Origin of the sequence: Burkholderia sp. Bp9099, from assembly GCF_003857805.1 — a bacterium.
Lineage (GTDB): Bacteria > Pseudomonadota > Gammaproteobacteria > Burkholderiales > Burkholderiaceae > Burkholderia.
On record NZ_QTPU01000015.1, the window covers coordinates 51,209 to 69,737 of the forward strand.

Annotated in this window: 22 protein-coding genes; 8 read left to right on the forward strand and 14 right to left on the reverse strand. The window is 66.4% G+C overall.

Features of this window, described 5'->3' with window-relative positions; all coding sequences use genetic code 11:
* Positions 1-2: 2 nt before the first annotated feature.
* Positions 3-806 carry a hypothetical protein gene (locus DIE17_RS18915; protein ID WP_124487181.1) on the reverse strand — a complete coding sequence of 268 codons (804 nt, stop codon included), beginning with the start codon at positions 804-806 and terminating at the stop codon, positions 3-5.
* Between the two features lie 75 nt (positions 807-881).
* Positions 882-1,577 (reverse strand): mobilization protein, encoded by a 696-nt coding sequence (locus DIE17_RS18920; protein WP_039319584.1) that lies wholly within the window; start codon positions 1,575-1,577, stop codon positions 882-884.
* Between DIE17_RS18920 and DIE17_RS18925 the strand changes: the two genes are divergently transcribed.
* Positions 1,576-1,764 (forward strand): hypothetical protein, encoded by a 189-nt coding sequence (locus DIE17_RS18925; protein WP_124521597.1) that lies wholly within the window; start codon positions 1,576-1,578, stop codon positions 1,762-1,764. The two genes, DIE17_RS18920 and DIE17_RS18925, sit on opposite strands and share 2 nt — an antisense overlap.
* Before the next feature lie 2 nt (positions 1,765-1,766).
* Here the strand turns inward: DIE17_RS18925 and DIE17_RS18930 are convergent, their stop codons facing one another.
* The 4 genes from DIE17_RS18930 to DIE17_RS18945 form a co-directional block, all read right to left on the reverse strand.
* Complete coding sequence (locus tag DIE17_RS18930) at positions 1,767-3,569, reverse strand: alkaline phosphatase (protein WP_124521599.1); 1,803 nt, start codon at positions 3,567-3,569, stop codon at positions 1,767-1,769.
* Positions 3,570-3,679: 110 nt separating this feature from the next.
* Positions 3,680-4,003 carry a helix-turn-helix domain-containing protein gene (locus tag DIE17_RS18935; RefSeq protein WP_039319579.1) on the reverse strand — a complete coding sequence of 108 codons (324 nt, stop codon included), beginning with the start codon at positions 4,001-4,003 and terminating at the stop codon, positions 3,680-3,682.
* The gene (locus tag DIE17_RS18940) at positions 4,000-4,362 is read right to left on the reverse strand and encodes a type II toxin-antitoxin system RelE/ParE family toxin (protein WP_044846435.1); all 363 of its coding nucleotides are present in this window, start codon (positions 4,360-4,362) and stop codon (positions 4,000-4,002) included. The genes DIE17_RS18935 and DIE17_RS18940 overlap by 4 nt, the downstream gene beginning before the upstream one ends.
* Positions 4,363-4,687: 325 nt before the next feature.
* Complete coding sequence (locus tag DIE17_RS18945) at positions 4,688-4,942, reverse strand: hypothetical protein (protein WP_124487184.1); 255 nt, start codon at positions 4,940-4,942, stop codon at positions 4,688-4,690.
* Between the two features lie 148 nt (positions 4,943-5,090).
* On the opposite strand from DIE17_RS18945, the gene DIE17_RS18950 reads away from it, so the two are divergent.
* From DIE17_RS18950 to mctP, 3 genes are all read left to right on the forward strand, one after another.
* Complete coding sequence (locus DIE17_RS18950) at positions 5,091-6,008, forward strand: spermidine synthase (RefSeq protein ID WP_124487185.1); 918 nt, start codon at positions 5,091-5,093, stop codon at positions 6,006-6,008.
* A gap of 198 nt (positions 6,009-6,206) precedes the next feature.
* A complete protein-coding gene (locus DIE17_RS18955; RefSeq protein ID WP_011657556.1) occupies positions 6,207-6,449 on the forward strand; it encodes a DUF3311 domain-containing protein in 243 nt (80 codons plus the stop codon).
* A complete protein-coding gene (mctP, locus tag DIE17_RS18960) occupies positions 6,446-7,996 on the forward strand; it encodes a monocarboxylate uptake permease MctP (protein ID WP_044846438.1) in 1,551 nt (516 codons plus the stop codon). The genes DIE17_RS18955 and mctP overlap by 4 nt, the downstream gene beginning before the upstream one ends.
* Positions 7,997-8,086: 90 nt before the next feature.
* On the opposite strand, the gene DIE17_RS18965 is transcribed toward mctP, so the two are convergent.
* The 5 genes from DIE17_RS18965 to DIE17_RS18985 form a co-directional block, all read right to left on the reverse strand.
* On the reverse strand, positions 8,087-8,542 hold the full coding sequence (locus DIE17_RS18965; RefSeq protein ID WP_124487186.1) for a VOC family protein: 456 nt from the start codon (positions 8,540-8,542) through the stop codon (positions 8,087-8,089).
* A 250-nt stretch (positions 8,543-8,792) separates the two neighbouring features.
* Positions 8,793-9,746, reverse strand: coding sequence for a transaldolase (gene tal / locus DIE17_RS18970; protein WP_044846440.1), 954 nt, complete (start codon positions 9,744-9,746; stop codon positions 8,793-8,795).
* 168 nt (positions 9,747-9,914) lie between these two features.
* Positions 9,915-11,126 (reverse strand): benzoate/H(+) symporter BenE family transporter, encoded by a 1,212-nt coding sequence (locus DIE17_RS18975; RefSeq protein WP_124921216.1) that lies wholly within the window; start codon positions 11,124-11,126, stop codon positions 9,915-9,917.
* Positions 11,127-11,182: 56 nt separating this feature from the next.
* Entirely contained in the window at positions 11,183-12,358 is a 1,176-nt protein-coding gene (locus tag DIE17_RS18980; protein WP_124521601.1) for a VWA domain-containing protein, read from the reverse strand.
* Between the two features lie 21 nt (positions 12,359-12,379).
* Positions 12,380-13,222, reverse strand: coding sequence for a MoxR family ATPase (locus tag DIE17_RS18985; RefSeq protein ID WP_124487188.1), 843 nt, complete (start codon positions 13,220-13,222; stop codon positions 12,380-12,382).
* A 244-nt stretch (positions 13,223-13,466) separates the two neighbouring features.
* Between DIE17_RS18985 and DIE17_RS18990 the strand changes: the two genes are divergently transcribed.
* Positions 13,467-13,826: a c-type cytochrome gene (locus tag DIE17_RS18990; RefSeq protein ID WP_011352793.1), complete on the forward strand. Its 360-nt coding sequence runs from the start codon at positions 13,467-13,469 to the stop codon at positions 13,824-13,826.
* A gap of 40 nt (positions 13,827-13,866) precedes the next feature.
* On the forward strand, positions 13,867-14,226 hold the full coding sequence (locus tag DIE17_RS18995) for a c-type cytochrome (protein ID WP_011885615.1): 360 nt from the start codon (positions 13,867-13,869) through the stop codon (positions 14,224-14,226).
* Positions 14,227-14,298: 72 nt separating this feature from the next.
* Here DIE17_RS18995 and DIE17_RS19000 read toward each other — a convergent pair whose 3' ends face one another.
* Positions 14,299-14,766: a DUF1841 family protein gene (locus DIE17_RS19000; RefSeq protein WP_374692714.1), complete on the reverse strand. Its 468-nt coding sequence runs from the start codon at positions 14,764-14,766 to the stop codon at positions 14,299-14,301.
* Positions 14,767-15,045: 279 nt separating this feature from the next.
* Here DIE17_RS19000 and DIE17_RS19005 point away from each other — a divergent pair, with 279 nt between their 5' ends.
* Entirely contained in the window at positions 15,046-15,975 is a 930-nt protein-coding gene (locus DIE17_RS19005; RefSeq protein ID WP_124487189.1) for a DMT family transporter, read from the forward strand.
* 115 nt (positions 15,976-16,090) lie between these two features.
* Here DIE17_RS19005 and nth read toward each other — a convergent pair whose 3' ends face one another.
* The gene (gene nth, locus DIE17_RS19010) at positions 16,091-16,735 is read right to left on the reverse strand and encodes an endonuclease III (protein ID WP_124921217.1); all 645 of its coding nucleotides are present in this window, start codon (positions 16,733-16,735) and stop codon (positions 16,091-16,093) included.
* Positions 16,732-17,727 carry an electron transport complex subunit RsxB gene (gene rsxB, locus DIE17_RS19015; RefSeq protein WP_124521603.1) on the reverse strand — a complete coding sequence of 332 codons (996 nt, stop codon included), beginning with the start codon at positions 17,725-17,727 and terminating at the stop codon, positions 16,732-16,734. Before rsxB ends, nth begins: the two co-directional genes overlap by 4 nt.
* A gap of 162 nt (positions 17,728-17,889) precedes the next feature.
* Between rsxB and DIE17_RS19020 the strand changes: the two genes are divergently transcribed.
* Positions 17,890-18,522, forward strand: coding sequence for a TetR family transcriptional regulator (locus DIE17_RS19020; protein ID WP_044849194.1), 633 nt, complete (start codon positions 17,890-17,892; stop codon positions 18,520-18,522).
* The last annotated feature ends 7 nt before the right edge of the window (positions 18,523-18,529 follow it).

Below are 18,529 nucleotides of genomic sequence, written 5' to 3' on the forward strand. Positions count from 1 at the left end.
TATCAGGTGGGCGGCGGCAGGTGCCTGGCGCCCCTGGCCGCGGCAATGCGACCTTGTGCAGCGACGAGTTGGTCGTCGGTGGTCGCCACCAGCCACAGACGTGCGTGCTCCTCGATCCGGCGGTTGTGGTCCTTCAACGGACCCATCGCGGCAGCGGCCTTCCAGACCACCGGGCCGATTCGGCTACTCCTGCCCGACGGCGCGCCTACCAGCAGGCAGTAAGGTCCCAGCGGAAGCGATACGAACGGAAGTGCCGGACTGGCGCTCACGCGCCAGTCGATGAACGGTGTGTCGCTGATCAGCAGCGGCGTGGGCAAGCCGTAGAGCACACTGAAATCGTACAGCGCCAGCTGCTCTCGCATGGCGACGTAAATTCGACGGATGTCGTCGACAACCGCCGCGCGGATCTCGTCGTCGAACATGGCTTCCTGCGCGTAGCGGGCAAACGCCTGTCGAGCCTCCCGTTGATACGCGCTGAACAGGCCGATCTCCACGCAGTCCTGCACCGCGCGCTGAACCTCCGCTACAGAACCGGCTTCCCCTGGCGTGCCTAGTTGCGCAGCCCGCAAAAAGCGGGCAAGTCCTTCCTCGTGGATCGCAGGACCCTCCGCGGATGCGTCGTCGTCAGTGTTCATGCCCAGCGGCACGTAGATATATTTCTCGGCAGCGAAATGCGATTTCTTGCCTGCATCGAACTTGATTTCGCCATCGACGCAGTCGAGATAGCGCGTCCCGATTCGGCCGTGCTCCCAAACCCAATTCTTCAGGAACGGACGGAGTGGATGCAGTCTGTCGTGATCGGCCATCGCAACCTCCAGGTTTCCGTGTATGAGCCATTCCGGCAACGCGCCGCACCCTCCGCGCCGTCGCAGGGGCCCGCACTACAACGCGAGCGTACCCAGCTCCTCATAAGTACGATGCAGCCAGACCTTGACGCGCTGCCGCTCCAGCAAGCCGAGCCCCGTGGCGGCGCGGTCGGGATGATTGACCGCCGCCCAGAAGCTCGCGCTTTGACGATCGATCTTCTGCATCGTCGTGTCGGGCAGGCGGCGCAGCGTAATCACGCTGGCGCCGAGGGCCTCGGCCCGCTCGCGTTCGCCGGACGCCTCCAGAATCTCGAAGCGATCGCCGCGGACTTCATTCAGTACCAGCACCAGCCTGATGCGTCCACCGAATTCGTCGAGCCAATGCCGCAGCAGATCGACCGAATCGCGTCCGGTGTCCATCACGTGCCACCACGTCAACGTGAGGCCGTGTTCTTCGGCAAAATCCAGCACGTCCGAATCGTCGAGCCATCTTGCGAGCGACTGCCGCGTCTGGGCCGCGAGGTCGACCAGTATGCGCCGCTGCGGATCTTCGAGCGCCGATTCCATGACCGGATCGAGGCTGTCATGCTGGTCGAGCACGGCAGGCGCGGCAAAATCGGCATAGAACCGCAGTAGCGCGCCGTGCGATCGGTCGGTATCGAAGCCCATGAAGGGCACGCTCCGATCGATGAAATACTGGGCCAGCACACGGGCGGCGAGCGATTTGCCGACGCCGCCTTTTTCCCCGCCGATGAAGTGGATGTGACTCATGATTACGAAATCCCGTGTGATGGAGCCGGTATGGCCGGAACGGATGTTGGCAGGCTTCGATGACGTTACGGCGTATCAGGTCACGTCGAAAGAAAATGCAGGTGCGACAGCAGCATGCTGTCTGATCGACGCCGATGTCAAACTGAACAAAATGGCAGCGCCAGCATGCGCCATCTCTGAAGCGTGACCCTAGAAGCGCTCGACGCGCACCTCGACCGAGTCCTTGGGCACGGTCAGGAGCGTGCGGTCGAGCAGGGCCTCCGCGGGCGCGGTGCCGTCCGGGTTCAGCGGCCTTACTTTGTTGAACACCACGCAAAAAAGCTCCGGCGTGACGGTGGCTGACGCATAGCCCTGTGCGTCGTGGTCGGCGTGGCGCAGATCGGGGTTGTTCGTCGTCAGGAAGGTGTCGAGTTTGGCCGGGGTGGAGGCCAGCGATGCAAACGGCGTGCCGCTCCATGCGGCTTTCAGGTAGGAATAGAAGGACGCGCTGCTGATGCCTGCGCAGACGAAGTCGACGGCCACGGGCGTGCCTTTTGCAGGGTCGGGGTCGTCCCGCACGACGCCGCACTGAAACGCATGCAGGTCCCCGCTGATCGCGACGACGTTGCGGATTCCCTGCTCGTTCAGGTATGAGAGCAGTTCGTGCTTGTGCGCCGGATAGCCGTCCCATGCGTCGCAATCGACCACGAGGCGTGCTGCCGGTGTCTGCGGCGCGCCTGGCATCACGGCCCACAGACGGTTCAACATCACCTCGTTGCCCCACACCTTCCAGGTCGCGGGCGAACCTTTCATCGTGGCCTTCCACCATTGCGTCTGCTCCGGGCCGAGCATCGACGGCGCGCGACCAAGCTGCGCGGCAGCCTGCGCCTCCAGGCGCTGCAGCACACCCTGGTTGACGAAGTAGCGCGAGCCGGCTGCGTCGTCGCCGTTGACCGGGTCGTGCCCGCGTGTACGCGCGACAGACGCCTCGCTGACGACATGGTCGTCGCGATACAGCCGCTCGTCCGTCATCACGAGATGCATCAGCGTGCCGAAGCGAAATTCGCGATAGATACGAATGTTGGTGTACGACGGATTGTCCGGTTCGAAGCGCACGTCGCTCCAGTCCACCGGCATGTACTCCGCCCACGCGCGACTGGCGTTGCGGCGGCGCTGCGTCTCCTGCCTTTCCTCGTTGGTGTAGACCTGGTGATCCTGCCAGCAGTCGTCGGAAAATTCGTGGTCGTCCCATATCGCGATCATCGGCAGGCGCTGGTGCAGCGTCTGCAAGCGCGCGTCGGTACGATAAGTGCGATAGAGCGTCCGATAGTCTTCGAGCGTATCGGCATACACGCGGCCATCGGCGAGCGGCTTTCCGTCAGGCAGGCGCAGCGGCGGGTGCGCCGCCTCGACCGTGCCGGGTCTCGAGGCCCCAACCGTCTCATAGATGTAATCGCCCACATGCACGACGAAATCGAGATCGCTTTCGGCTGCCAGCAGGCGCATGGCTTGCCAGTGATTGATGCTCCAGTCCTGGCAGGTGAGCCATGCGAAGCGAACGCGGTGGTTGGCCTCGTCGGCATCCGGAGCCGTGCGCGCGACGCCGGTGGCACTCACGTCGCCGCCGGCGACGAACCGGTAGTGGTACGTGAGATTCGGTGCGAGCTGCGTTACCTTCGCGCGCACGGTGAAGTCATAGGTGGCGCGTGCTCCCAACGGGACGCTGGCGACGAGCGTCGAGAAATCCGGCCGCGTCGATACTTCGAGTCGTAACGGGATCGTGTGCGCGACGCCTTTCGCGCGGTGCCGCGCGTTCTCGGCGACGGGCACGCAGCGCGTCCAGAACACGACGGAGCGATCGCGCGGATCACCGCTGGCGACGCCTTGCGGGAACCGATACCTGCCCTTGCGCGCGGTGCCGGCAGATCGGGCCGACAGCGGAACGACGAGCGTACCGGTGGCTGCCGCAACCGTGAAAAAGGTCGACGACTTGAGGAAATGGCGGCGATCCATCGATCCTCCCGATCGACATACCAAGGATGCCAGGAGAGGAGCGTCGCGACGCAGCAGTACGCGATCGCGTCGCTCGCCCTGCAATCCGGAACATCGGCACGACGTTGCCGTCAGGCGGCGAATACGACTTCGATGTGCCCTTCGACTTCGGACTGACGGTCAGGCCCGACGACGATCTGCACGTCGCGTCCGAGCTTCGCCAGACATTCGAGCATCTTCGTTTCGCTCACGCCGCGAAACTGCCCGCGCAGCATGTTCGACAGCTTCGGCTGCGTCATGCCGAGCAACCGGGCCGCCTGCTGCTGCGTCCATTTGCGTGCCTTGATGATCTCCGCGATCTTGGCGGCGAGTTGAGCCTTCACGCGCATTTCGTCGGCATCGCGCATGCCCAGATCAGCGTAGACGTTCCCGCTGCCCGGTTCGATTTCGATCATCGTCTTGCTCCTTGTGCGTGTGCTTCGGCTGCTTTCAGGCGTGCGCGGACGAGATCGCCGTCCGGCTTCGGCGTCGCGATGCCGCACGATGATTTCTTCTGGAAGCAGTGCAGCACGTAGACGCTGCTCCCGAGCTTCACCGTGTAGACGGCGCGGTACGTGCCGTTGTCTTCCGATTCCACGATCTCGAGCACGCCGGCCGATCCGAACCCTCGCAACGGTTTCGCCTGCTCGTGCTTGCGTCCGGTCTGCGCCAGATAGAGCGCATAACCGAACGTGTCCTGCACGGCTTCGGGCATCGCTTTGAGGTCCTTGCGCGCCGAACCGAGCCAGTACAGCGGTTTGATGTACGGATCCATCGATGAATTTATCCCTATTTGGGTATATTTTCAAGGTGCGCGCAGGAACCCGGTGCGACCGTTCGCATGCGGTGTGAGGGCGGGGCAGGCTGGAGGTGAACGCCGACGGGCGATGCCGGCGGCACCGCGGTGCGTGTTGACGAAGGCGAGCGCGCGCGTGATCTTCCGGCCGATGGCCGTTCCTTCACATCTTTGCGTCGCGGGGAGGCCGGGGCAATTCAGCCGTTCGACAGAGGGCGATCGATTTGGGGCGATGACGGCGGGAAGCGGGTTGTTCGTTGCCGAAGAACGGCGATCGTACGTGCGTGCGTGTCGCGCCGGACGATCAATCGTCCTTGCCCCATCGCCACCCGGGCTTCTCGCCCTTGAGCCAGCAAACGGCAGTCAGCAGCGCGACCAGTACCACGATGCAGGCACCGTATGCGATCGGCGATTGGTGCGGCGGCACCAGCCACGCGCTCGCGATGATCCCGGTCGCGAACAGCAGCAGCACGACCCAACCTTGCCATGCGACAGGCAAACCCCATCCCCAGCCGTTGCGCTTCGCGGGAAACCAGATCTTCTTGCCGTTCGAGGTCATGCGTCCTCCTTCGATCAATGAACGCGGCGTAGCGCCAACGGCGCGGTGAAGTCGAAGTCGTGCATCACCAGGCGTTCGGTACGGTTCCCACCGCCACCAATGCTATCCTCTCGTCCGCTCATCCAGCGTCACCCAGCGAGATTCAATCATGACCCGACTGATCAAGCGCGCGTCCGCCGAGGCGCGCGCGTTCAAAAAACGCAAGCCGTCCGCCTACAACGGCTCCGAACAGCTCCAGCCGCCGCGCGTGAAGCGCCGCCCGGAGATCGACGAACACGACGACGTGCCCGTCCTCGACGCACCGCGCAAGCCGCGCTTCGCGCCCGTCACGTTCTCGGAAGAGCGCGGCGTGCGCTTCCTGCACTTCGGTACCGAATGGGTGCAGGGCGCGATGCGGATTTCGAAGCCGCTCGCCATCGAGCTCGAATACGCGCAGCAGATGATGGCGTGGCTGCTGTTCCTCGAAACGCCCGAGCGGATCGTCCAGCTCGGGCTCGGCACCGGCGCGCTGACGAAGTTCTCGCACCGCTTCCTGCCGCACGCGAAGGTCGAGGCCGTCGAACTGAACCCGGCCGTGATCGTCGCCGCACGCACGATGTTCGCGCTGCCGCCCGACGACGCACGCCTCGTCGTGCACGAAGCCGACGCGTGGGACTTCGTCAACGATCCGGCCAACCGCGGCACGACGGGCGCACTGCAGATCGACCTGTACGACGCGACCGCACGCGGCCCGGTGCTCGACAGCGTCGCGTTCTATCGCGCGGTGCGCGGCTGCCTCGCCGACGCGGGCATCGCGACGATCAACCTGTTCGGCGACCATCCGAGCTTCGTGCGCAACATGAAGCACCTGAACGCGGCGTTCGACCATCGCGTGATCGCGCTGCCCGAAGTGCACGACGGCAACCGGATCGCGATCGCGTTCTCGGGCCCCGCGCTCGACGTGTCGTTCGCGCAGCTGGAAGCCCGCGCGAAACTGATCGAGGACACGCTGAAGCTGCCCGCGCGCAAGTGGGTGAAAGCTTTGAAAGAAACGATCGGCGCACGCGAATCCTCGTTCGCGATCTGACGCTCATGCGCCGGCCGCATGCCGGTGCAACCGCATGACTGGGGGCGGATCACCTCGGGTTCGCCCCCGCTTGACCGCGCGTTCGCGGCTCCTATACTGGCGCGAAGCCAGGGGAGCCGCAGCTTACCCGTTTTGCCGCTCCTCTCGCCGCCGCACCCGCTTGACAAGATCGATAACCGGGAAAGATGAGGAGACGTCATGGCTCACGATGCCGACGCCAATCGGGCCGCCAAGCGCTGGCTCTGGCTGCTGGTACTACCGCTGATCGCGATGGTGTGGGTACCGTCGTACAGCAAGATCGAACCGCAATGGTTCGGATTTCCGTTCTTCTACTGGTACCAGCTCCTTTGGGTCTTCATTAGCGCGGTGATTACCGCGTTCGTCTATTTCAAGACCAAGAACGCGTGGAAGGCGAGCGGCCCGCAGGGAGGTGCGCGATGAATCTCGGCGCGACCTTCGTTTTCGTGCTCCTGTTCATCGGTGTCACGATCATCGGTTTCCTGGCCGCCAACTGGCGGCGCGGCGATCTCGCCCATCTCGACGAATGGGGCCTCGGCGGCCGCCGCTTCGGCACGATCGTCACGTGGTTCCTGCTCGGCGGCGACCTCTACACGGCCTATACGTTCGTCGCGGTGCCCGCGCTCGTGTTCGGCGCCGGCGCGATGGGCTTCTTCGCGCTGCCGTACACGATCCTGATCTACCCGTTCGCGTTCGTCGTGTTCCCGAAGCTGTGGAGCATCGCGAAGCGTCACGGCTACGTGACGGCCGCCGACTTCGTGAACGCACGCTACGGCAGCCGGATGCTCGCGCTCGCGATCGCGGTGACGGGCATCCTCGCGACGATGCCCTACATCGCGCTGCAGCTCGTCGGCATCGAAGTCGTGATCGGCGCGCTCGGCTTCGACACGACGGGCTTCGTCGGCGACCTGCCGCTGATCATCGCGTTCGCGATCCTCGCCGCGTACACGTACACGTCGGGGCTGCGCGCGCCCGCGATGATCGCGATCGTGAAGGACATCCTGATCTACATCACGATCGCCGCGGCGGTCATCGTGATCCCGGCGAAGCTCGGCGGCTTCGGCCACATCTTCGCGAGCGTGCCGCCCGCGAAGCTGCTGCTGAAGGCGCCGGACGCGGCGAGCCTGAACGGCTACAGCGCGTACGTGACGCTCGCGATCGGCTCGGCGCTCGCGCTGTTCCTGTATCCGCACTCGGTCACGGCGATCCTGTCGTCGTCGTCCGGCAACTCGATCCGCCGCAACATGGCGATGCTGCCCGCGTACTCGTTCGTGCTCGGCCTGCTCGCGCTGCTCGGCTACATGGCGCTTGCAGCGGGCGTGAAGGACATGCCGCAGTACGCGCCGTACTTCAAGGCGTTCGGCCCGAACTTCGCGGTGCCCGCGCTGTTCCTCGAGTATTTCCCGTCGTGGTTCGTCGGCGTCGCGTTCGCGGCGATCGGCATCGGCGCGCTGGTGCCGGCGGCGATCATGTCGATCGCGGCCGCGAACCTCTATACGCGCAACATCCACCGCGAGTTCATCAACCGCGACATGACGCACGACCAGGAGACGCACGTCGCGAAGCTCACGTCGCTGATCGTGAAGGTCGGCGCGGTCGCGTTCATCCTCGGGCTGCCGCTCACCTATGCGATCCAGCTGCAGCTGCTCGGCGGGATCTGGATCATCCAGACGCTGCCCGCGATCGTGCTCGGCCTTTACACGCGGCTGCTCGACCATCGCGGCCTGCTGGCCGGCTGGGCGGCAGGCATCGTGTGCGGCACGTGGATGGCGGTGTCGCTGAAGCTCGCGAGCTCGATCTTCACGATCCACCTGTTCGGCCTCGCGATTCCCGGCTACGCGGCCGTGTGGTCGCTGGTCGTGAACCTGGTGGTGGCGGTGGCGGTGAGCGTGCTGGTGCGCGCGATGGGCATGGCGCATGCGGAGGATCGCACGCGGCCGGAGGACTATCTCGACGTCGTCGAGGGTTGATGCGGGCGGCGCGGCCGCGTGTCGCGGGCCGCGCATCGCGCAGCGGCAACGACGCCCGTCACTGCGAAGTGGCGGGCGTTTTCGCGGGTGTCAGCCCTGCGCGCGTTTCACGAGATCCTCGCGTTGCGACAGGTCTTCGACGTTGACCATCCAGTGCACGCCGAAACGGTCCTTCGCCATCCCGAAGCCGAGCGCCCAGAATGTCTTGCCGAACGGCATCGTCACTTCGCCGCCGTCGGCGAGCGCATTGAACAACTTCTGGCCTTCCTCGACCGTCGCCGGGTTCAGCGACAGCGAATAGCCGGCATGCGCGGCGCCGGCCGGCTGGCTGCAGTCGCCGTCCGAGCACATGATCATCGAGTCGCCGATCGTGAAGCTCGCATGCATCACCTTGTCGGCCATCTCGGGCGTGATCGCGTGTTCGGGATTCGGCGGCGCATCCTTGAAGCGCATCTTGAACATCGTCTTCGCGCCGAGCGCCTTTTCGTAGAACTGAAGGGCCTCTTCCGCGCGGCCGTAGAACGTCAGATACGGTTGGACTTGCATCGTTGTCTCCTGTTGACCGGGCCGGCGTGTCGGTGCCGGCGCGGGTACTTCCAAGATTGACCGGGAAGAGCACGCCGGGATGCGGCCGGCGCACTCGTGACGTGGATTGTAGTGCGCGCGTCTGACGATGGAATGAAAAATAAAAACGGCCGCGAACACGCGGTTCGCGGCCGTTCGTCACGCTGCTGACGGCTGTTGTCAGGGTTGCTGACAGTTCAACTGCCGGCCGTCACGTCAGGTGCGGCGTGGTTCAGCGCAGCCCGTCGATCAGCTTTTCGAGCTTCACCGCATCGGCGGCGAACACGCGGATGCCTTCGGACAGCTTTTCGGTCGCCATCGCTTCGTCGTTCAGCTGGAAGCGGAACGACGCCTCGTCGATCGCGACGCGCTCGGTCGGCTTGTCCTGCAGCGCGTCCGGCGACAGCTTGCGCGCCACCGTTTCGGTGCTGTCGTGCAGCTTCTGCAGCAAATCGGGGCTGATCGTCAGCAGGTCGCAGCCCGCGAGCTCGGTGATCTGGCTCGTCGTGCGGAAGCTCGCGCCCATCACTTCGGTGTTGTAGCCGAACGTCTTGTAGTAGGTGTAGATGCGGCGCACCGACTGCACGCCCGGATCGTTCGCACCGCCGTTCTTCGCTTCATCCCAGTCGGCGCCGGCCTGCTTCTTGTACCAGTCGTAGATGCGGCCGACGAACGGCGAGATCAGTTGCGCGCCGGCTTCCGCGCACGCGGCGGCCTGCACGAGCGAGAAAAGCAGGGTCATGTTGCACTTGATCCCTTCCTTCTGCAGCACCTCGGCCGCGCGAATGCCTTCCCACGTCGACGCGAGCTTGATCAGGATGCGCTCGCGGCCGACGCCGGCGGCCTCGTACAGTGCGATGAGTTCGCGACCCTTGTCGATCGAGCGCTGCGTGTCGAACGACAGGCGCGCATCGACCTCGGTCGACACGCGGCCCGGAATCAGCTTCAGGATCTCGGTGCCGAATGCGATCAGCAGGCGGTCGATGATGAAATCGGTGCTTTCGTTGCGATGATCGCGGACGGTTTTCTCGAGGATCGGCTTGTACGCGTCCTTCTGGACGGCCTTCAGGATCAGCGACGGGTTCGTGGTCGCATCCTGCGGCTTGTATTGCGCAAGCTGCTGGAAATCGCCCGTGTCGGCGACGACGGTCGTGTACTGCTTCAGCTGGTCGAGTGCGGTAGTCATGGCGATTCGGAAGAAGGGCGCGGCGCGCCGGGTTCTCACGGGCCGCGCGAGCGCGGCGGCGAAGCGAGGCGGCGCCGGGCGCCGCCTTCGATCCATCATTTTAGGCCCGATTCGTGTCGGGCACGTTTTGGCGGGTCCGGCGCCTGCCGTGGCGGGCGTCGCGCCGCATCACGCGGGGCGACGCGCGTTCAGGATCACCTGCGTGACGATCCCCGCGACGAGGCCCCAGAACGCCGAGCCGATCGACAACAGCGTCAGACCCGACGCGGTGACCATGAACGTGACGAGCGCGGCTTCGCGCTGCTTCACGTCCTGCATCGCGTTCGCGAGCCCGCTCATGATCGAGCCGAACAGCGCGAGCGCGGCGACCGACACGACGAGCGCCTTCGGCAGTGCCGCGAACAGCGCGGCGATCGTCGCGCCGAAGATCCCGGCGATCAGGTAGAACGTGCCGCACCACACGGCGGCCGTGTAGCGCTTCGCGTGATCCTCGTGCGCTTCGGGGCCCGTGCAGATCGCCGCGGTGATCGCCGCGAGGTTCACGCCGTGCGAGCCGAACGGCGCGAGCAGCAGCGACGCGAGGCCGGTGGACGCGATCAGCGGCGACGACGGGGTCGAATAGCCGTCCGCGCGCAGCACCGCGATGCCCGGCACGTTCTGCGACGCCATCGCGACGACGAACAGCGGAATGCCGATGCTGACGATCGACGCGATCGAGAACGCGGGCATCGTGAACACGGGTTGCGCGAGCGCGATGTGGAAGCGGCTGAAGTCGAGCAGCCCGAGGCCGCCGGCCGCCACGGTGCCGACGAGCAGCGTCGTGACGATCGCGTAGCGCGGCGCGAGCCGCTTGACGATCAGGTAGGTGAAGAACATCGCGAGCACGAGCGCGGTCTGGAACTGCGCGGCGCGGAAGATCTCGATGCCGATCTCGAACAGGATGCCCGCGAGCAGGGCGGCAGCGATGCCGGCCGGAATGCGCCGCATCAGCGTGTCGAACAGCCCGCTCAGGCCGACCGCGGTCAGCAGCAGTGCGCACACGACGAACGCGCCGATGGCTTCGGGATACGGTACGCCGGGCAGCGACGCGATCAGCAGCGCGGCGCCGGGCGTCGACCACGCGACCACGACGGGCGCGCGAAAGCGCAGCGACAGGCCGATCGTCGTCAGCGCCATGCCGATCGACAGCGCCCAGATCCACGACGAGATCTGCGCGTCGGTCAGGTGCGCGGCGCGGCCGGCCTGGAACATCAGCACGAGCGAGCTCGTGTAGCCCGTCATCATCGCGACGAAGCCGGCGACGAGCGCCGAGACGGACGTATCGGTGAAAAAGCGGCGGCCGCCGGCGCGGCCAGCGCTCTCGGTGGGCGAAGGGTTCATGCTATCTCCGGGGGAGGCCGCCTGGACGCGGCCTTCGTGTCTGCAGGGTGGGTTCGTTACTTGCTGAGTGCGCGCATCGCGGTTTCGAGGCCCGCGAGCGTGAGCGGGTACATGCGCTGACCGAGCACGTCGCGAATGATCGAGACCGATTGCCGGTATTCCCATAGCCGCTCGGGCTCCGGGTTCAGCCAGGCATGGTGGGGGAACTGGTCGGCGAGGCGGCGCAGCCAGACGGCGCCGGCTTCCGGATTGTTGTATTCGACCGAGCCGCCGGGTTGCAGCACCTCGTACGGGCTCATCGTCGCGTCGCCGACGAAGATCAGCTTGTAGTCGGGCGTGAACTTGTGCAGCACGTCCCACGTCGCGGTGCGCTCCGCGTGGCGGCGGCGGTTGTTCTTCCACAGGTGGTCGTACACGCAGTTGTGGAAGTAGTAGAACTCCAGGTGCTTGAACTCGGCCTTCGCGGCCGAGAACAGCTCCTCGGTGCGCTTGATGTGGTCGTCCATCGAGCCGCCGACGTCGAGCAGCATCAGCACCTTCACGTTGTTGTGGCGCTCGGGCACCATCCGCAGGTCGAGCCAGCCGGCGTTCGCGGCCGTGCTGCGGATCGTGCCGGGCAGGTCGAGCTCCTCGGCCGCGCCTTCGCGCGCGAAGCGGCGCAGGCGCCGCAGCGCGACCTTGATGTTGCGCGTGCCGATCTCGACGGAATCGTCGTAGTCGCGATAGGCGCGCGCTTCCCACACCTTGACCGCGGTGCGGTTGCCGTTCGACGGGCCGCCGATGCGCATGCCTTCGGGGTTGTAGCCGCCGTGCCCGAACGGCGACGTGCCGCCGGTGCCGATCCACTTGTTGCCGCCTTCGTGGCGTTCCTTCTGCTCGTCGAGCAGTTCCTTCAGGCGCTCCATCAGCTTGTCGAGGCCGCCCATCGCTTCGATCTGCGCCTTTTCCTCCGGCGACAGCTCGCGCTCGAGGCGTTTCTCGAGCCAGTCGAGCGGAACGTCGAACGCCTCGGAAGGCAGGGCGGACACGCCGTGGAAATACGCGCCGAACGCCTGGTCGAACTTGTCGAAGTACTGCTCGTCCTTGACGAGCGTCATCCGCGCGAGGAAGTAGAACGCGTCGATCGACGGCGAGATCAGCCCGGCCTTCAGCGATTCGAGCAGCGTCAGGTATTCCTTCACCGAGACGGGCAGCTTGGCTGCGCGCAGCGCGTAGAAGAAATTGAGCAGCATGGCCGGGCCTTCGCGGGTGGGTTACCGGTTGTGCCGGTTCATGTAGACGAGCCGCTCGAGCAGGCTCAGATCCTGCTCGTTCTTCAGCAGCGCGCCCGCGAGCGGCGGCACGATCTGCTTCGCGTCGACGCCGCGCAGCGCGTCGGCCGGGATGTTCTCGGCGAGCAGCAGCTTCAGCCAGTCGAGCAGCTCGGACGTCGACGGCTTCTTCTTCAGCCCCGACACGGCGCGCAGCTCGAAGAAGCTCTCGAGCGCCGCGCGCAGCAGTTCCTCGCGGATGTCCGGGAAGTGGACCGCGACGATCTGCTGCATCGTCGACGGATCGGGAAACTGGATGTAGTGGAAGAAGCAGCGGCGCAGGAATGCGTCGGGCAGCTCCTTCTCGTTGTTCGACGTGATGATCACGAGCGGGCGGTGCTTCGCGCGCACGGTCTCGCGCGTCTCGTACACGTGGAATTCCATCCGGTCGAGCTCGCGCAGCAGGTCGTTCGGGAATTCGATGTCGGCCTTGTCGATCTCGTCGATCAGCAGCACGCTCGGGTGCTCGGCGTCGAACGCCTGCCACAGCACGCCCTTCACGATGTAGTTCGCGATGTCCTTCACGCGCGCGTCGCCGAGCTGCGAGTCGCGCAGCCGCGACACGGCGTCGTATTCGTACAGGCCCTGCTGCGCCTTCGTCGTCGACTTGATGTGCCACTGCAGCAGCGGCATGTCGAGCGCGGCCGCCACTTCCTCGGCGAGCATGGTCTTGCCGGTGCCGGGCTCGCCCTTGATCAGCAGCGGGCGCTGCAGCGTCAGCGCGGCATTGACCGCGAGCTTCAGGTCGTCGGTGGCGACGTAGTGCGAGGATCCTTCGAAACGCATGGCGGCGCTCTTTCCTGGTCGCAAAAAAACCCAGTATAAGTCAGAAGGGCTGTCCGGTTGGGCCGGGGCCGCGTATCGTTGCGGGGCTGCGGCGGGGCGGACCGGGGCGCCGTATGGACGCATTCCCCGCCGACGCGGTACAATCTGGCCGTTTTTTTTGGCCTGCGTGGCGACCGACAAGCAAAACGGCGCGGGCCGTTGCCGCTTCGGCGCCAGTTTCCCCTCAAGCTAGGTTACAAGAGCTATGAACAAATTCGTCGGCAAACACGTCGTTGTCGCAGCGCTCGTGGCGCTCGCGGGCAGCGCGCAGGCGGCCGGTGTGGTCGGCAACCCGAAGGACGGGGCAAGCAAGGCCGCCATGTGTATCGGTTGCCACGGCATCCAGGATTACCGCGCGGCGTATCCGGAGGTCTACCGGGTGCCCGTCCTCGGCGGCCAGAACCAGCAATACCTCGAGAACGCGCTGAAGGCCTACCGCAAGAAAGATCGTCACTTCCCGTCGATGAACGCGATCGCCGGTTCGCTGACGGACCAGGACATCGCGGATCTGGCGGCTTACTACGCCGTCCAGAAGGCCGACACGAAGGACAATCCCTACAAGTAAAGCGCGCGCCGCCGATCTGACCGGCGGGACAGGAGCATTCATGAACAACGCATTCAAGACGGCGGCGGTTGCACTGGCGGCCGGCCTCGCGATCGGTACCGCGCATGCGGCGGACACCACGAAGGGCAAGGAGCTGGTCGAGTCGCACAACTGCGCGGCCTGCCACGGCGCGCAGCTGAACAAGCCGATCAACGCAGAATATCCGCGCCTCGCGGGCCAGCACGCCGACTACCTCGTGTGGGCGATGCGCCAGTACCAGATGGGGCTGACGAACCCGCTGCTCGGTCGCAACAACGCGATCATGCAGGCGCAGGTGCAGAACCTGTCGGTCAGCGACATGAAGGACATCGCGGCCTACATCGAGTCGCTTAAAGAGACGGATCTCGTCTTCAAGAAGTAAGCGCGCCGGACCTTGCCGGTCCGTGCAGCCGGAATACCCCGCCGCGGCGGGGTATTTTTTTGTCCGCGGCGCTCAGTCGCGCGACGCGCGGCGCAGGATGCGCTGCAGGTACGCGTCCGTATCGGGCGGCGTGCCGGTGCGCTGCGCTTCCCAGATCGTCTCGCCGAGGCACTCCATGATCATGTGCTGCGCCTCGTGGGTCGAGTCGAGCTTCGCGGCCAGCTTGTCGTGCGCGGCGCGAATGCCGGGCGGCTGGTCGATCGACAGCTGCTCGCTGATCGCGAGGTGCATCGACAGATGCAGGAACGGGTTCGTGCGGCCTTCCTCGGGCGTGTAGTTGCGCGCGGCGGCGCCGTCGGCGTCCGCGAGGTCGTCGTGGTATTCCGGATGCTCGACGATCCAGTCGGCTGCCATCGCTTCCAGCGGCGTCAGGATCTCGCCGGCGCGCTGCTTGCGCCAGGTCTCGGTGAAAAAGCGACGGACTTCGTCGCGACTCGGATTGAACATGGTGGGGAAACGTCGTGATTCGGGCGGCGTCATGCCGCGTCGCGCATTGTACGCCGGGTCGGCGCGCGGCGCTGGCGGCGGGTGGGGCCGGCGGGGCGCTTGCGGCGCGCAGCGGATGCATCGGGCACATCAGGCATATCAGGCATATCAGGCATATCGGGAGATCGGGAGATCGGGCATCGGGCATCGGGCCGATAGGTGCGGGCCGGCGCGGCGCCGGCCGCCGCGCAACGGGTAAGCGCGGGCTAGGCTGCCGGCCGCCGCGCCGCTACACTCCGACGATTCCCGTCGTCGCGCTCGCACCGCTCCATCATGTCCGCCACCGTCCGCTCATCGTCCGCCGCGCTACAGGGCGCGCTCTATGTCGCGTTGTCCGCCGCCGCCTTCGGCGCGATGGCGATCTTCGGCCGCTATGCGTATGCGGCCGGCGTCGACGTGCTCGGGCTGCTGATCGTGCGCTTCGCGATCGGCGGCGCGATCCTTGCCGCGATCGCGCGGCACCGCCGCGTCGCATGGCCGCGCGGCCGCACGCTCGCGCCGCTCGTGGCGATGGGGGCGCTCGGCTACGTCGGGCAGTCGTTCTGCTATTTCAGTGCGCTCCAGCATGCGCAGGCGAGCCTCGTCGCATTGCTGCTGTACCTGTATCCGGCCTTTGTCACGCTGCTGGCCGCATGGTGGCTCGGCGAGCGCCTCACGCGCGCGAAGGCGGTCGCGCTCGTGCTCTGCGTCGCGGGCTCCGCGCTGATGGTCGGCGGCGGCCACGGCGAGCCGCTCGGCATCGCGCTCGCGCTGGCCGCCGCGGTGATCTATTCGCTGTACATCGTCGGCGGCACGAAGGCGACGCGCGGCGTCGATCCGCTCGCGACGACCGCCGTCATCTGCCTGTCGGCGACCGCGACGCTCGTCGCGATCGCGATCGTGCGGACCGCGGCGTTCGGTGCGCCGCCGCGCTGGCCGGCGACGGCTGCCGGCTGGGCGTCGATGCTCGCGATCGCCTTGGTGTCGACGGTCGCCGCGATGCTCGCGTTCTTCGCCGGGCTCGAGCGGCTGGGGGCCGCGCGCACGTCGATGCTGTCGACGCTCGAGCCGGTCGTGACGGTCGCGCTCGCGGCGCTGCTGTTCGGCGAGGCGCTGTCGCCGTTGCAGTGGATCGGCGGCGTCGCGATCCTCGCGGCCGTGCTCGCGCTCGTGCGCGCGGGCGGCGCGGCGGCCGACGACGCGACGGCGACGTCCAACGCATAGCAGGGCAGGGACAAGCCGCGGGCGCCGCAATGGCGTCCGCTGGTCGTGCCGCGCGCTGCCCGCGCGCACGAGCGGCACGAGCGGCCGCGTGCAGTGCGTCAGCCGCGGCTGACGCTCACTCGTTCGGCGGCGGCGTCTTCGGCCGGAATTCGCACAGCGGCTCGATCACGCAGTGCCAGCATTCGGGCTTGCGCGCCTTGCACACATAGCGTCCGTGCAGGATCAGCCAGTGATGCGCGTCCTGCAGGAATTCCTTCGGCGTGAACTTCTCGAGCGCGGCCTCCACGGCCCGCACGTCCTTGCCCGGCGCGAGCCCCGTGCGGTTCGCGACGCGGAAGATGTGCGTGTCGACCGCGATCGTCGGCTGGCCGAACGCAGTGTTCAGCACGACGTTCGCGGTCTTGCGGCCGACGCCTGGCAGGCTCTCGAGCGCTTCGCGATCGGCCGGCACCTCGCCGTCGTAGCGCTCGAGCAGGATGTTGCACGTCGCGATCACGTTCTTGGCCTTGGTGCGGTACAGGCCGATCGTCTTGATGTAGTCGGCGACGCCTTCTTCACCGAGCGCGACGATTTGTCGCGGGGTGTTCGCGACCGGGAACATCTTGCGCATCGCCTTGTTGACCGACACGTCGGTCGCCTGCGCGGACAGCATCACCGCGATCAGCAACTCGAACGGCGTCGTGTATTCGAGCTCGGTGGTCGGATGCGGATTGAGGCTTTGCAGCGTTTCGTAGATCGCGTGTCGTTTCGTGGCGTTCATGGACGGTTCTTGTCGGGCGGCGCGGACGGGCCGTTCCGGTCGTCGTGGTTCGGATCGTCGCGGGTGTCGCCGGCGGCCTCGGCGTCGCGCTGCGCCTGCTGTTCGGCGAGCCGCTTGCGGCGGGCTTCGGCCGCGTCGATCTGCGCCTGCACGGCCGCGCTCACGCCTTCGGTGTTCTTCGGCCCGGCGCCTTGCCCGGACAGTTCTTCCTTCTTCTTGCGTGCGCGTTCGAGCGCGGCGGCGATGATCGCGCGCTTCTTCGCGTCGGCGTCGTCGGCCGGGGCAGCGCCCGGTGCGCCCGGCTGTTCCGCGGCCGGCGCAGCCTTGGCCGCGCCGGCGCCGGCGCTGGCCGCGCGGCGGGCGGCGGCGCGCGCCTCGGCGGCCTCGCGTTCGCGACGCTGGCGCGCGAGCCGGCGGTCGTGGCGCTCGCGCGCGGCGTCCGCCTGTTCCTGCGACCACGCGTCCCAGCCGGTGCGCTCGTCGGTCACGGGGACCATCGCGATGCAGTCGACCGGGCAGGGCGGTACGCACAGGTCGCAGCCCGTGCACAGCGATTCGACGATCGTGTGCATCTGTTTCGGTGCGCCGATGATCGCGTCGACCGGGCACGCCTGCATGCACAGCGTGCAGCCGATGCACAGGCTTTCGTCGATGAACGCGACGGCGCGCGGATGCTCGGCGCCGTTGACGGGATTCAGCGGGATCACGGGCTTGCCGAGCAGGCGCGCGAGGCGTGCGATGCCTTCGGCGCCGCCGGGCGGGCACTGGTTGTAGTTCGCGTCGCCGGCGGCGATCGCTTCGGCGTACGGACGGCAGCCGTTATAGCCGCACTTCGTGCATTGCGTCTGGGGAAGCAGATCTTCGATGCGATCCGCGAGGGTCTTGGAATCAGTCACGGTGACAACGGGCGCAGCAGCGCCGAATGGCTCTCGGCCGCGTCTGGCGCGGCCGGAAAGGTTTGCCAAACCTTGATTATCGCCGATTTCCCGCATTGCGCTGGACGCTGTCTGTGCGCATAATCGAACCGCTTTTTTGCAGGGGCTCAGCAGGAGGGCGGCCGCATGCGGCGCGCTCGTTCCAGGGCAGCCGGCGCCGAGGCGGTGGGGGTGCCGGTCCGGATCAGGATCACGCGGCTCACATAGCAAAACGCCACCATGAATCAGCCAAAAATCAAAAGAGATCCTGAAGGTACACGCCGCCGCATCCTGATGGCGGCAGCCGAAGAGTTCGCGGGTGGAGGGCTGTTCGGCGCACGTGTCGACCAGATCGCGCGCCGGGCCGAGACCAACGAGCGCATGCTCTATTACTACTTCGGCAGCAAGGAGCAGCTGTTTACGGCCGTGCTCGAACACGCGTTCTCCGCGCTGACCGAGGCCGAGCGCGTGCTCGACCTGGATGGCGTGGCGCCCGTCGAGGCCGTCACGCGGCTCGCGCATTTCGTGTGGGACTACTACCGCGATCATCCCGAGCTGCTGCGGCTCATCAACAACGAGAACCTGCACGAAGCGCGCTACCTGCACAAGTCGACGCGGATCCGCGAGATGATGTCGCCGATCGTCGCGAAGCTCGGCAACGTGCTGATGCGCGGCCAGAAAGCCGGGCTGTTCCGCAGCGACGTCGATCCGCTGCGCTTCTACGTGACGCTGTCGGGGCTCGGCTATTACATCGTGTCGAACCGCTTCACGCTCGCCGCGACGCTCGGCCGCGACTTCAGCGAAGCCGACGAGCGCGCGGAGATGGTCAGGATGAACACCGAGTTGCTGCTCGCGTATCTGCTGCGGCGCTGAGTCGACG